This window comes from Pelodictyon clathratiforme (assembly GCF_982375515.1).
Genome location: NZ_OZ455102.1, coordinates 419785 through 434468 on the forward strand (window position 1 = coordinate 419785; position 14684 = coordinate 434468).

11 protein-coding genes are annotated in these 14684 nt (G+C 49.9%); 4 read left to right on the plus strand and 7 right to left on the minus strand.

The window, feature by feature from the left end; translation table 11 throughout:
• Window positions 1-53: 53 nt before the first annotated feature.
• On the plus strand, window positions 54-1196 hold the full coding sequence (gene lpxB, locus AC56AD_RS02175) for a lipid-A-disaccharide synthase (protein WP_012507264.1): 1143 nt from the start codon (window positions 54-56) through the stop codon (window positions 1194-1196).
• A 106-nt stretch (window positions 1197-1302) separates the two neighbouring features.
• On the plus strand, window positions 1303-1590 hold the full coding sequence (locus tag AC56AD_RS02180) for a hypothetical protein (protein ID WP_012507265.1): 288 nt from the start codon (window positions 1303-1305) through the stop codon (window positions 1588-1590).
• 3 nt (window positions 1591-1593) lie between these two features.
• Here AC56AD_RS02180 and AC56AD_RS02185 read toward each other — a convergent pair whose 3' ends face one another.
• The 6 genes from AC56AD_RS02185 to ychF form a co-directional block, all read right to left on the minus strand.
• Complete coding sequence (locus tag AC56AD_RS02185) at window positions 1594-1932, minus strand: hypothetical protein (RefSeq protein ID WP_012507266.1); 339 nt, start codon at window positions 1930-1932, stop codon at window positions 1594-1596.
• Window positions 1933-2010: 78 nt separating this feature from the next.
• Window positions 2011-4911: a tetratricopeptide repeat protein gene (locus AC56AD_RS02190; RefSeq protein ID WP_150085552.1), complete on the minus strand. Its 2901-nt coding sequence runs from the start codon at window positions 4909-4911 to the stop codon at window positions 2011-2013.
• A complete protein-coding gene (locus AC56AD_RS02195; protein WP_012507268.1) occupies window positions 4835-6805 on the minus strand; it encodes an FAD-dependent oxidoreductase in 1971 nt (656 codons plus the stop codon). The genes AC56AD_RS02190 and AC56AD_RS02195 overlap by 77 nt, the downstream gene beginning before the upstream one ends.
• Window positions 6806-6850: 45 nt before the next feature.
• Window positions 6851-7816: a 4-hydroxy-3-methylbut-2-enyl diphosphate reductase gene (locus AC56AD_RS02200; RefSeq protein WP_012507269.1), complete on the minus strand. Its 966-nt coding sequence runs from the start codon at window positions 7814-7816 to the stop codon at window positions 6851-6853.
• 76 nt (window positions 7817-7892) lie between these two features.
• Window positions 7893-8711, minus strand: coding sequence for a glutamate racemase (murI, locus tag AC56AD_RS02205; RefSeq protein ID WP_041526632.1), 819 nt, complete (start codon window positions 8709-8711; stop codon window positions 7893-7895).
• A gap of 122 nt (window positions 8712-8833) precedes the next feature.
• Window positions 8834-9925, minus strand: coding sequence for a redox-regulated ATPase YchF (gene ychF / locus AC56AD_RS02210; protein WP_012507271.1), 1092 nt, complete (start codon window positions 9923-9925; stop codon window positions 8834-8836).
• A 117-nt stretch (window positions 9926-10042) separates the two neighbouring features.
• Here ychF and cmk point away from each other — a divergent pair, with 117 nt between their 5' ends.
• Together cmk and rpsA are read left to right on the plus strand one after the other, a co-directional pair.
• Window positions 10043-10738, plus strand: coding sequence for a (d)CMP kinase (gene cmk / locus AC56AD_RS02215; protein ID WP_012507272.1), 696 nt, complete (start codon window positions 10043-10045; stop codon window positions 10736-10738).
• A gap of 123 nt (window positions 10739-10861) precedes the next feature.
• The gene (gene rpsA / locus AC56AD_RS02220; protein ID WP_012507273.1) at window positions 10862-12640 is read left to right on the plus strand and encodes a 30S ribosomal protein S1; all 1779 of its coding nucleotides are present in this window, start codon (window positions 10862-10864) and stop codon (window positions 12638-12640) included.
• Between the two features lie 180 nt (window positions 12641-12820).
• Here the strand turns inward: rpsA and AC56AD_RS02225 are convergent, their stop codons facing one another.
• On the minus strand, window positions 12821-14638 hold the full coding sequence (locus AC56AD_RS02225; protein WP_012507274.1) for a S8 family peptidase: 1818 nt from the start codon (window positions 14636-14638) through the stop codon (window positions 12821-12823).
• Window positions 14639-14684: the final 46 nt, after the last annotated feature.

Consider the following 14684-nt stretch of genomic DNA (forward strand, 5'->3'; position numbering starts at 1 on the left):
ATCGCTCTAAAATACAGATTCCCGGTCGTTCATCCAATTATCTCTCTTTTTTGATGTCAAAAAAGCTTTTTGTATTAGCAGGTGAGCTCTCCGGTGATATGCATGCAGCCGGAGTCATCACTGAACTGCTGAAAGCAAGGCCTGAACTCAAGGTTTTTGGTATCGGTGGTGAAAAACTGCGCACTCTTGGAGCAGAGTTGCTCTACGACACTGCGCAGATGAGCATCATGGGTTTTCTTGACGTGCTCAAACATGCCGGATTTCTTCGTCGGGTTATTCGGGAACTCAAGGAAGCCATACGTCGTGAAAAACCACAGGCAGCCTTTCTTGTTGACTATCCAGGCATGAACCTCATGATGGCCCGTTTTTTTCATCAACTCGGTATTCCGGTTATCTACTACATCTCCCCCCAGGTTTGGGCATGGAAAGAGGGTCGGGTAAAGGCGATCCGGCGTGATGTTGATCGGCTCCTTGTTATCTTCGATTTCGAGGTTGAATTTTTTCGACGCCATGGTATCAATGCAGAATTTGTCGGTCATCCCGTTATCGAGCAGCTTGCAGAACTCTCACTGCCATCCAGAGAGCTTTTTGTACAGAGATATAATCTGGCGCCGGATACCCTTCTGATCGGTCTTCTTCCAGGAAGTCGCAAGCAGGAGATTGCTCACATTTTACCGGAAATGCTGAAAGCAGCCCGTCTGCTGAGCCAAAATTACCGTGTGGTTTTTCTCTTCGGACGCGCACCGCACCTCGACGAAGAGGTTTACCATGCATGGTCGGCATATCCGGATCTTTCCGTTATCAACTGTTCGGCTTATGAAGTCATGCAGTACAGCGATCTTGCACTGGTCACCTCTGGTACCGCAACGCTTGAATCACTCTGTTTCGGTGTACCAATGGTAGTTGTCTACAGGACAGGATGGCTTAATTACCTGATTGGTCGTCAGTTGGTAAAGCTGACAAGCATTTCACTTGCCAACATTGTAGCCAAAGGGCTCGGAAGCAGCGAAAGGGCCGTGCCCGAACTTATCCAGCATGAGGCCAGTGGAACGGAGATATACCAGACTGCCTGCACAATCCTTGACGATCCCGAAAAAGCCGGCACGATGCGCCGCGAGCTGCTTGCAGCAAGGGAAAGGCTTGCCAGCGACTCACCTTCACACAAAATTGCGGCGATTCTGCAGGAATATCTTTAACATGATGGAGAATTGTACATCCGTTGGCCCGAAAAGCCGGAACTCCATCTCTTCCGTCATCAGGGTTTACGACTCTTGTTCGTGATCAATAAAAAAAGCTGATACTATGGAAAAAGCAGTTGCATACCTCGTTGGTCATCCTGTACTCTTTATCATTGCCGTCATCATTTCGATCATGATCCTCTTCTCCTTTCTCAGAAGGGTCATGCGGCTCTTTTTTGTTGTTGCAGCCATGCTCATCCTTTATGCCGCCTGGCTCCATTTTACCGGAGGCAACATTCATCAATCCTTTCACCATATCGAACAGGGGTTCCAGAGTGTGATCCATGTTGTTGGAGAGCTGTTCAAGTTCCTCCTTGATTTTTTGAAATCTCCCCAAAAAGGGGGAGTGTAACGCTCAGTTTCCACTTGCAGCAACGTGACGCAGAACTTCCTCGCTTTGCAGTAACCGGTCGTAATACCCGTATTGCTCCATTTTGTCCGATGCAGCCAGATTTGAACTTAAAATTTCGGATTCGGATACATCTGTTTTGGAAGCAATCATGAACTGTTCCGCCATGTCAGAGTAACCCGGATCACCCGGGTTAAAAATAGCGGCTATTATGCCCCCTCCATACTCATCACCAATTTTCTGCGGCGCTCCAGACGAGCATACTGCCAGAGAAACCGTTCCGACAGAGGTAAGCAGCAATGCTTTTACCAGTCTGCAGGAATCATCATTTCCACATATTTTCATAGTGTCATAACTTTATCGTTACGCTATAACAGAGAAGTCTTGCGTTTAGCCTCAATAACCGGTTTTAACTCTACGCTTTTATCGTGTTTTGCCCGTTATGAGCAGGGCTCGTTTTTCAAGCTCCCCTGCGGCCCCATCCCTTCCTGTTTTCCGGTAAAGGAGCGCAAGATTTTGAAGAATTTGTGCAATAACGGGGTGATCGGGGGAAAGTGCGCACTCAACAATAGCGATCGAACGGAGATAGAGTGGCTCAGCCTCGGCATGTTGGCCTTTGGCATCCAGAATTACAGCAAGGTTATTCAGGCAGGTCGCAACGCTTGGATGAAGAGTGCCGAAATTCTTCTCCCTGATTGCAAGTGACCGTTTAACGCAATCCTCAGCCTCATGATCGTCTTTGCTGGCGAGGTACCCTTCTGCATGGTTGTTCAGGGCGACCATATGGCTGTCGTGATGCGTTGCATCAACATTCTCCATGATGGCCATCGCATCGCTGTAAAGAGGCGCGGCCTCGGCATGGCGGCCTCCAGCAGAGTAAAGCGCCGCAAGGTTGTTCATGCTTATTGCTGTATCAAGGCTTTTCGGGCCAAAGAGCCTCTTCGTGATGTCGAGAGCTCGGAGATAGAGCGGCTCGGCTACAGCATACTCTCCCTGATCGGAGTAGAGCAGGGCAAAATTGTTAAGAGTCAGGGCAATATCGGGATGAAGGGGAGGAAAGAGCTTTTCCCGTATGTCGAGAGAACGGCGGTAAAGAGGAGCAGCTTCACGGTATCTGGCCTGAATGCGAAACAACTCTGCCATGTTATTCAGACTTGTTGCGATATCGGGGTGAAGAGGAGCAAACAACTTCTCCCGTAGAGCCAGAGAACGGGTCAAAAGCGCCTCGGCCTGTGTATACTTGCCCAGGATAGTGTAAAGCACCCCAAGGTTATTCAGGCTTGTTGCCAGATCAGGGTGTTCAGGAGTGAGTACTTTTTTCCTGATGGCGAGCGCACGTTGGGAGAGAGGTAACGCTTCAGCATATCTTCCCTCACTTTTGTAGAGTGCCGCAAGGTTACTCAGACTCGTTGCGACATCAGGGTGTACAGCGCCAAAGAGCTTCTCCCTGATTTTCAGTGAACGTATGAAGAGAGGTGCTGCCTCAGCGTATTTTCCCTGATTTTTTTTCAGGACGCCTGTGTTGCAGAGGCTCAGGGCAACATCGGGGTGTTCCGGGCCAAAGAGCCTCTCCCTCATGGCCAGCGCACGGCGGTTGCAGGAGTCGGCCTCTGCATACCGGCCCTGAATGCGCATCAATTCTGCAAGGTTATTGAGTGTCGTTGCAACTTCAGGATGATCAGGGTGAAGAGGGCCAACAAGCTTATCGTGAATGGCAAGCGCCTGGCGGTAGAGTGGTTCGGCCTTTTGATATTGTCCGAGGGTAAAGTAAAGCCCTGCAAGATGGTTCATGCTCAACCCTGTATCATGATGCTCGGTACCGAGAAGCTTTGTCAGGGTGGCCAGCGCAACCTCGTGGAGAGGAAGAGCTTCTGCCATGCGGCCCATGCTGACGTACAGCTCTGCAAGATTGTGCATACTTTTTGCCACATAAGGGTGTTGCAGGCCAAAGTTTTTTTCTCTGATGGCCAGTGCGCGCATCGACAGTGGCAACGCTTCAGCATATTTCCCCTCACTTTTACAGATTAATGCAAGGTTGCTCAGACTTGTGGCTACTTCAGGGTGAAGAGGGCCAAGCAGCTTCTCCCTGATGGCCAGCGCCCGGCGGCAGAGCGGTTCAGCTTTGGCGTACCTTCCCTGATTGTTATAGAGGAGTGCAAGGTTGTTCAGGTTTGTGGCCACCAAAGGGTGTTCAAGGCCAAAAGCGCGCTCCCGGAGAGCAAGAGCTCGCAAAGAGAGAGGTTCAGCTTCAGCATACCGGCCTTCAGAGCGGTAGAGTTCCGACAAGTTGTTGAGCGCCCTTGCTGCATCTGGCTCGGCGCTGCCTGGATTGTTTTCCCAGATATCAAGAGCACGGAGGTAGAGTGGTTCAGCTTCGGCATACCTTCCCCGGTCATAGAAAACTCTTGCAAGATTGTTCAGACTCTGGGCAATATCGGGGTGATTCTCTCCGAAAAGTTGTTCCCGGATGGCAAGCGAGCGTTTGCAGAGAGACTCAGCCTCTGCATAGTGACCCTGCATATAGTACAGCTCGCTCATATTGTTCAGGATCAGGGCAAACTCCGCATTGAGAGAACCGAACATCCGCTCCTGTATGGCAAGCGCACGGGTCAGAAGAGGCTCTGCTTCGGCATATTTTCCTTCGGCATTGTATAACATGGCCAGATTGTTGAGACTCACGGCCACATCGGCATGATCGGGGCCAAGCAGCTTCGTGCGAATATCGAGAGCCCGGAGGTAAAGTGGTTCAGCCTCAGCATACCGTCCCTCGACAAAGTAGAGAGCCGCAAGGTTGTTCAGGCAGAGCGTCAGATCGGTTTGAGCAAGGCTGGAATCCGATACCTCAAGCGCTTTCTTGGCTTTGATGATCTCTTGTTCGTAGCTTTTTGCCGAATAGAGCCTGTCGGCATCGCTATTGACTGCCGCATGGAGCGTCTCGTTACACTCAATCGTGAAAAAGATGAAAAGGCGGACAAAAATTGCCAGAATCACCCCGGAAGTGAAGAGAGACGAAGGCGCCTTTTGAGAGCTACCCTCAGGTGACTGACAGGGCGTCAATCCATTGCAGCCGAAAACGCACATGTACAGAAGAGAGAGCGTTGCCTGAAAGATGTTGATGATCCTGACCCCGGACGACCCCGGACGCTTTAAAATACGAAGTGTTTGGCTGAAAAAAAACCGGAAGAGTACTTTTTTTTTATCGATTGGGCCTGCTGTGGCTATGGCAAGTGAGTGCGCCCGGTTTGTATCAGGAGAGGCCCGGGGGGCGCGACAATGCTCCTGTGGGGCAGCTTTCAGCCATGACGGCAATGTCGATAGCTCCATCAAACTCCTCAAGCATCCGCACACAGATGCCACAGTCAACGCACTTTTCGCGTTCCATGCCCATATCGGCATTTTCTGCCCGGTAAAACCCCTGATGATCATGCTTTTGTGCAGCTTCAACGGGCAGGTAACGGGAGGCGAGTACCCGCAACCGACAATCGTTGACGGCATTGCAGCGGCATTGCAGGCAGCGCAGCGCCTCCTCACGGGCCTGGGTTTCCGTGTATCCTGTAACCACTTCGCAGAAGCTGTTGGTGCGATCGGTCGGCAGCAGTTCAGCCAGAGCCACCCTTTCTGCCGGTTCAGCCTTGTCGTAGAATGCCCCTGGAGCCTCATCACGCGCTCCATAGGAGGAGTTAAAAGAGGCTTTCGGAACCGTAACGGCTTCATCCCCCAAAAAAAGGTTGATGGCATAAGCAGCCCGTTTTCCCTGCTCAACGGCCTGGATGGCCGTATCAGCCCCGGTTACACAATCTCCACCTGCAAACAGCCAGGGTCTTGCCGATTGCAGGGTCTCGGGGTGAACCAGCACTTCACCGTGCTCCGTGCTGCCGATACCGGCATGATCTGCTACAGAGCGGTCAATCTGCTGCCCGATAGCCGAGATGACCGTGTCGGCCATGATGGTGAATTCCGATCCCTCAACAGGTACCGGTCTCCTTCGCCCCGATTGGTCAGGCGCGCCTGGCTTCATCATGATAGCCGTTATTTCAAGAGCATCATTCAGCCTCCTGATTGCAGTCGGGGCAGCCCATTCAACAAGCGAGATCCCTTCAGACAGAGCCTCATCGATTTCAGATGCGTTGGCAGGCATCTCTTTTCTTGAACGGCGGTAGAGGATGGTAACCGTAGAAGCTCCAAGACGCATTGCGCTTCTTGCCGCATCAATGGCGGTGTTGCCTCCACCGGTAACGACGACCCGCCCCTCCAAATGAGGCTGATCATCTAAAGCAACCCTTCGCAGAAAGGCGATGCCGCTCGTCACGCCAGGCTCATCTTCACCGGCAATATGCATTTTCGAAGCCTTTTGGGCGCCAATCGCAAGAAAAACAGCATCAAATTGAGCCTGAAGCGTTTCAAGGGTGACCTCTTGACCGAAAGTGGTATTGAAACGGAACTCCAGACCCATCTCGAGCAGGGGAGCAATGTCACTGTCGATAACGGTTTCAGGAAGCCGGAAGCGGGGAATGCCGTAGCGCAGCATTCCGCCAGCCTCCTCACTCGACTCGAGAATGGTCACCCCATGTCCCTTGCTGAGCAAAAACCAGGCAGCGGAAAGGCCGGCAGCTCCGGCGCCGACAATGGCCACTTTTTTCCCTGTTTTCGGAGCAATTTCAGGGATGAACCGCTCGGGTTGCGCCGAATCCCTGTCGGCAGCATAGCGTTTCAGGGCACAGATCGAGACCGGCTGGTCTACACCGTGCCGGCGGCACTCATCCTCGCAGGGAGCCGGGCAGATACGACCGAGAATTCCGGGGAGAGGAATGCTCTGCTTGATAATCCGTATGGCCTCACGCTCATCATGGCGGGCAATGGCCGCGACAAAATCCGGGATATTGCAACCTGCAGGGCAGGAGAGCTCACAAGGCCCCATGCAATCACCTCCATGCTCTTCAATGATCCGTTCAAGGCTCTGACGCCTCATGGCGCTGATCTCCGCGTTGTCCGTTTCAATAACCATCCCCTCGGAAGCCAGTGTATCACATGCCGGAACAAAGCGATTTTTGCCCTTGATCTCAACAATACACATCCAGCACGACCCCGTCTCGTGCAGGGAGTTGAGAAAGCAGAGCGTTGGAATCGTGATACCAGCCTCCGCAGCCGCTTCAAGAATCGAAGTTCCCTGTGCTGTTGTAACTGCCTGCTGATCGATGATAAGAGAGAGCTGCTTCATGGGTATAAACAAAAAACGTTCCGGATTGTTGTGCGTTGATGGCCCTTACTGTGCAAAGTTCTTTTCAAGATGGAGAGCGACTTTTTCAAGATGCCACATAGGCGTTGAGGTGGCGCCGCATACGCCCACCGTCGCCACAGCCCTGCCGTCACTGTTGCGTAACCATCTCTCCTCAATCTCCTCAATCTCTTCGATAAAATAGCTCCGGGGATTTGCCTCCTTGCAGATATGGTAGAGTACCTGCCCGTTAGAACTTTTTTTCCCGGCCACAAAAATGACAACATCATTGGCAAGGGAAAAGTCATGCAACTTCTGGTTTCGACTCGATACCTGGCGGCAGATGGTATCTTTGAAGAGCAGCGAAGGCATGGAGAGCACTCCGGTCATCGCGGCAGTGATATCGATATCGCGAATGGCCATCCATGCGCTCTTTTCACTGGAGAGGTATTGAGCGAAACGTGCCTCAAGAAGCGCTTTCAGCTCGTAAAATCCCGGAACATCCATGGTGGTCTGAGAGATGAGCGCACTTTTTTTTGCGAGGTCAAGTCCCTTTAACTCATCAGGATCACTGAGATCAGCATGTTTGATAATGACAGCCTGGTTGTTGCATTGGCCGTTGATACCGATAACTTCCGGATGGCTCTGTTTGCCATAGATGATAATCTGGTAACCCAGCTCAAAAAGTAATCTTGTTGTGCGTTGCAGTCGGGAGACGACCGGGCAGGTGGTGTCGGTAACCGTCAGATTATTTTCACGCGCAATCCTGTAGGTTGAGGGAGGCTCTCCATGTGCCCTGATAAGGACGTGAGCATCTCTGAGCTCCCTGAAAGCCCTTTCATCAACGGTTACAAGGCCGAGAGCTTCAAGCCGTTTCACCTCGACCTCATTATGGACAATATCACCGAAAGAGTATAATCCACCCTCCTGCTGGAGCTTTTCTTCGGCGGCATAGATAGTTCCCTGAACTCCAATGCAGAAGCCTGATGAAGTTCTGTCGAGGTTTATGTTCACGCTGTGCACACATTAAATGATCAATAGGGAGAAGTCAAAAGTAACAAGTATGAAGGCAAAAGGCAAAAGCGATCTGCTATACTTCCACCAGTTCAACATCGGGCAATTCGGAGCCCATGAAGAGCTGGTAGAGCATGCTGAATTTCTGTGGCAGATCGCTGACCAGAAGGTGCGGTGCAGATACCTTCAGGGAAGAGGAAAGATGGCCCGATTCCTCAAGGAGCTCTCTCGTTCTGAGGGCAACAGCTTCAGCCGAGTCGATGATACGGATTTCAGGGCCAACAATCTCTTCAATCACCTTGCGCAGAATCGGATAGTGTGTACAGCCCAGTACCAGCGTATCGATTCCCTCTCTGGTAATTTCTGCCAGATACTCTTCAGCGATAAGCCTTGTTGCCAGATGGTCAATAAACCCCTCCTCAGCCAGCGGCACAAAAAGAGGACAGGCTCGCGAAACAACCTCGATCTCCGAATTAAATTCATTGATCGCAATACCATAGGCATTCGAAGAGACCGTTGCCCGGGTGCCGATAACCCCGATCCGGTTGTTTCTTGTCACCTCGGTGGCAAGCCTGGCGCCCGCCCTCAGAACCCCGGTAACAGGGATCACGCCGCATGATTTCTGAACGACATCAAGGGCAAGAGCAGAGACCGTATTGCAGGCCACAATGATTATTTTCGGCTGATAGCGCATAAGCATAGCCGTATCGTCGGCAGCATACTTCCTGATGGTAACCTGTGATTTCGGCCCATAGGGTACCCTTGCCGTATCGCCAAAATAGAGAATGCGCTCGAACGGCAAAGCCGCCTGTACAGCCTTCACAACAGTCAGCCCGCCAATACCAGAATCAAAAATACCTATGGGAGCCTCAGTGGTAACTTTATGGTGCAGCATCATATATAAAAAGAGTACGCAAAAAAGGTAAAAAGCGCCGTAAAAAGTGATCATCCCCTCTCCATAGAACCCATAAGTCCCATGACTCCCATAAGTCCCATATCCCCTATTCTCTTCAAAAATCAAACATTAAACCGAAAAACAATAACATCCCCATCCCTCACAATATACTCCTTCCCCTCCGAGCGAAGCTTGCCCGCCACCTTCACCTTCTGCTCTGAACCAAGTTCAATAAGGTCACGGTAGTACATCACCTCAGCCCGGATAAACCCCTTTTCAAAATCAGAGTGGATTGCACCGGCAGCTTCCGGCGCAGCGGCACCCTTCCGAATCGTCCAGGCATGAACCTCCTTTTCACCTGCGGTAAAATAGGTCTGCAGGCCAAGCAGGTCATAGGCGGTCTTGATCAGCCGGTCGAGACCGGAGAGATGCAGGCCAAGACTTTCAAGAAACTCCGGTCTCTCCTCCTCGGGCAGTTCAGCTATCTCTGCCTCGGTTTTTGCACTGATGATCAGCATTTTTGAGCCCGATGCTTCCGCTATTTCAGCAACCTTTCTGGTGAAGTGGTTTCCATCCGGAAGGTCGGTCTCAGCAACATTTGCAGCAAAGAGGATTGGTTTCGACGACAGGAGAAAGAACTGCCGGGCAATTGCCTGCTCCTCCGGGGTTTCAATGATCTTGCGGACAGGAATGCCATCACTGAGCCCACTGATAATTTTTTCCGCCACGTCAAGCTGCAGGAGCAGCTCTTTATCCTTTCGTGCATTTTTCCGGAGTCGGTCAATCCGGCGCTCCATACTGTCAAGATCGGCCAGCATCAGCTCCGTTTCAATCGTGACGATATCATCAGCAGGATCTATTCTCCCCTCAACATGGATGATATTGTCATCTTCAAAACAGCGGACAACATGGACGATAGCATCAACCTCCCTGATATGGGAAAGAAACTGGTTTCCAAGCCCTTCGCCCTTGCTTGCCCCTTTGACCAGACCGGCGATATCAACAATTTCAAGAGTTGCCGGTACCAGCGTTGGTGTTTTTACGACATCAGCAATCTGCTGCATCCGTTCGTCCGGTACAAGGACGGTTCCCACATTGGGCTCAATGGTACAAAAGGGATAATTTGCCGCTTCAGCCTGTTTGGCCGTGATGGCATTGAAAAGCGTGGACTTTCCGACATTTGGCAATCCGACAATGCCGCAGCGAAGTGACATAAAAAATATTTTTTGAATGAGTGGCCGTGACAAAAATAAGGGTTTTAACATGTAACCAATATGTTTGGAAAAAGCAAATATTTTTTATAAAATAGCAGGCTAAATCAAAATGCTCAAGTGAAACAGGAAACGGGAAAAAAACGTATCATTATTGCCATTGACGGTCCGGCTGCATCCGGAAAAAGTACTACAGCACGCAAGGTCGCGCACCTGCTCGGGTACACCTATATTGATACCGGCGCCATGTACCGGAGTGTAACTCTCAAGGCTCTGAAGCAGGGAGTTCTTGATAGCCTGCACCATTCCCCCGAGAGCGTTTCCGGTTTGCTTCACGATATTGTCATCCATTTTGAGGGCGACCACGTTTTTCTTGATGGCGAGGATGTCACTGCCGAAATCAGATCGAACCAGGTGAGTCGCGAAGTCAGTTTTATCAGTTCACTCAAACCGGTACGTGACCGACTTCGTGAGATGCAGCAGCATCTCGGCCGTCAGCGGGGCGTTGTCATGGATGGGCGCGACATCGGCACCGTTGTCTTTCCCGATGCAGAGCTGAAAATCTATCTTGTTGCAGACGCCCGCGAAAGGGCCAAAAGGCGCCATGCCGAACTGACGGCAAAGTCTGCCGAAGGTGTTGAGCTGCCAGATCTTGACTCGCTTGAACAGGAGATAACGAAAAGGGACCGGGATGATGCCGAAAGAGAACATGCCCCCTTGAAAAAACATCCCGAAGCCTATGAAATTGATACATCAGCAATGACCATCGAGCGTCAGGTAGAGATGGTCTGCCAACTTGCGCGGGCAAGGGAGTGACGGGAGCCCCGACAGATATTACAAGAAGACAACACAAATAATTTTTTATTAAACCATAAAACCGCCAGGCCGATATCTCTCGCGGCAGGCAGGCTAACCTACAAGAGAGGAAGGAAAAAATTAATGGCAGAAGCATTCACACAGGAAAAAAAGGTCAAGGAAAGACCGGCAAGAAAAAAACTCAAATTTTTTGCGCATTACGAGCCCGCTGAACTTGCATTGATGGAGCAGCTTTATTCAAGCACGCTCAACGAAATCACCGAAGACGAAATTATCAAGGGCAGAATTGTCTCGATATCCAACAAGGATGTTACCATTGATGTTGGTTTCAAGTCGGAAGGTATCGTCTCTCTGCTTGAATTCAGGGCTGAAGATGAAGTACAGGTAGGCGATGATGTTGAAGTCTATCTTGAGAACATCGAAGACAAGATGGGACAGCTCATTCTTTCCAAGAAGAAAGCCGATGTTCTGAGAATCTGGGACAAGATCTATGATTCAATCGAGAACGATACCATCATCAATGGCAAGATCATCAATCGTGTCAAGGGTGGCATGACGGTCTCCCTTTCTGGTGTCGAAGCCTTCCTTCCCGGTTCGCAGATTGATGTAAAGCCGGTTCGTGATTTCGATGCCCTTGTTGGCCAGACCATGGACTTCAGGGTTGTCAAAATCAATCCGGTTACCCAGAATATTGTTGTCAGCCATAAAGTTATTCTCGAAGAGGCTTATGCCGCCCGTCGTGAAGAGATGCTCGCCAACATCAAGGTTGGCATGGTACTCGAAGGCACAGTCAAGAACATCACCGACTTCGGTATCTTTGTCGATCTTGGCGGTCTGGACGGTCTGGTACACATTACCGATATCACCTGGGGCAGAATCAACCATCCTTCAGAGGTTGTTGATCTTGACCAGCCCATCAAGGTTGTGGTTGTCGGCTTTGACGAGAACACCAAGAGAGTCTCTCTTGGCATGAAACAGCTTGAATCACATCCTTGGGAAAATATCGAGGTCAAATATCCCGTCACATCCAAGGCACAGGGTCGTGTTGTCTCCATTACCGATTACGGCGCTTTTGTTGAAATCGAAAAGGGTATCGAAGGCCTCGTCCACATCTCGGAAATGAGTTGGACCCAGCACATCAAGCATCCAGGGCAGTTCGTCACCTTGGGGCAGGAAGTCGAATGTGTGATCCTCAATATCGACAAGGATCATACCAAGCTCTCCCTCTCCATGAAACGGGTGAACGAAGATCCATGGATTGCCCTTTCAGAAAAATATATCGAAGGTTCACTGCACAAGGGAACAGTCAGCAACATCACCGATTTCGGTGTCTTTGTTGAGCTTGAGCCCGGTGTTGACGGTCTGGTACACATTTCCGACCTCTCATGGACCAAAAAAATCCGTCATCCAAGTGAACTGGTCAAAAAGAACCAGGATCTGGAAGTCAAAGTACTCAAGTTTGACGTACATGCACGCCGTATTGCCCTCGGTCACAAGCAGATCAACCAGGATCCCTGGGACGAGTTCGAGCAGAAATATGCAGTAGGCGCCGAAACACCCGGAGAGATCTCACAGATCATCGAGAAAGGCGTTATTGTCATTCTTCCTGGAGATGTCGATGGATTTGTTCCAGTATCACATCTGCTTCAGGGTGGCGTAAAGGATATTCACTCATCCTTCAAGATTGGTGATGCCCTGCCGCTTCGTGTCATTGAATTCGACAAGGAGAACAAGCGCATCATTCTCTCAGCCCTTGAGTACTTCAAAGACAAAAACAAGGAAGAGATCGAAGCCTACCTGGCAGCTCATCCCAATGAGAAAAAAGAGATTGAGGCAGCAACCGCTGAACTCGAACCTCCGGTCAAATCCAGCGAGAAAAAAGTGAGCGAAAGCGTTAAATAAGTCACTCTTCTTTCCTGCACGTTGTAACAAAAAAGCCTTCTCTTCATCAGGGAAGGCTTTTTTGCTATGGGTAGGAGCATCCGTCAAATCGGAAGGTTTAACTTCGATCAGTCTGCGTAATGCCAAGAATATCTGACACTCTTGAGGTTGTCATCAATATCATCAATAACCAATGCCAAATCAGCTATCGACCAGAGTAAGTGTAAAGCTGTTTTTTCCCCGGTTATACCCGTGATACTCAATCTCCTCAATACAGTACTCAAATTCCAGGCTGTAAGTGCCGGGGGCTGTATCACTTGTAATCAACGCATACTCTCGGGTAGTACACCTTGATGGTCCTAACGTGCCATAGCAAATAAGGCTTGACGCTGCAAGCTCAACTGCCATTTCATTATTAGGGAGTACATAATTTGGTATGATACGTATGGCAATAATCTTCAGACCTTTAAAAGTGATGTTGCAATAGGGGTTGCATGCTGTGATATAGATGATTTCTGTATCATGAGTTTCAATTTGGTCCTGAGGTGAGTCACCCCAATGCAGTTTAAAGCATGGCTCCAGACTGGGGGAAATCGTTACTTCTGTGCACTCATGCAGAGTGCATGCAGGGGGATTACTATTTCCTGCAATGGTAAACTTTTTTCGAATGCTGGCGTAATATAATCGGCGTTCTTCCAGGATTACACGATAACGGCAGGGTGAGCAGCCACATCCGCAAAGAATTTCTTTCAAAAAAGTAAAATCAATGCGGCCTGTTCCGATGTAACGATCGGGATATATGGTGGATACGTAGGTCTGTACTATCTCCAGATACTCAGGTTGCGTAAGCCCGGACAAACGCGAACGGATAATGGCAACCATAGCAGATACATGAGGAGCCGCCATCGAGGTGCCGGATAGTTGCATGAAACCACTTGAATTAACGCTAACTGGCACTGTAGACCAGATATCCTTCCCTGGAGCCGCCACATCGACGACACTTCCCCAGTTTGAGGATAACGAACTGGAAAATATCGCTCGCGCATCGTTTATGTCCGTCGCTGCTACACAAATGACTTGCGGGTCGCTCGCCGGATAATAATTTATTGCATCGACACCATCATTTCCTGCGGCAGCTACAATAACAGGGGGTGGAGTCTGAGCAAGTGCAGCCCCGATAGCTAAAGAGATAACAGGGTCAAATGGTACCTGAACCCCCCAACTACAGTTAATGACATCAGCACCGAGCCCTATTGCCCAGTAAATGCCACTAGCCGCCATGGCGCTTCCCGTTGGCAAACTACCATATATTCTTATTCCCATGAGCTGGGCGGCAGGTGCTGCGCCGATAACGCCATACAGGTTATTTCCACGTGCAGCGACAATACCTGCAACATGAGTACCATGACCAAGAGGATGATAATCTGTAATATCCGATATAGGGCCATTGTTTAAGTTAATGCCATGTACTCCTGGGTAGACTTCCCATAATTGATGCTGGAGCTCCGGGTGTGTTGTGTCAATTCCTGTATCTACAATGGCAACGACCGGACCACATCCTCGTGAGCAATCCCAAACAGCTTCAACATTGGTTTTTTGATGCCCCCAAAGCTGACTGTTCATCGTATCGTTGGGAGGTATCTGGAAGTTAAATAGCTTTACTTCAACTTCTTCTGTCACCGACTCTAATGCATTATTATTTTTGTACTTATGGATAAACGCATTCCGCAATTCCTGAGTCTTGAAGACCACCTGAAAACAGCGATGCAGCTTTTGTTCTTCAGGAATCATGTTTTCATAAGACTCTTTGATGCTCGATTCATCATCTATTTTTTTATCAAATTCCCCTTTGGAGAATGCCGTCAAACGGGCAGGAGAAAAAAAAACGCGCTCGAATGTTACAATACCATCACCCGTTGCGACGCTGCGTGCCTCGTCGAGCAAAAAAATGGTTTTGAAAAACAGGTTGGCTGCGGGTGGCAGAGGGTTACCGTGTTGAGTGTCTGCAGTTGCGTTCATTTTGAAGGCTCCTTAACGTTTAGTGTTCTCAGATATCATGAACTTG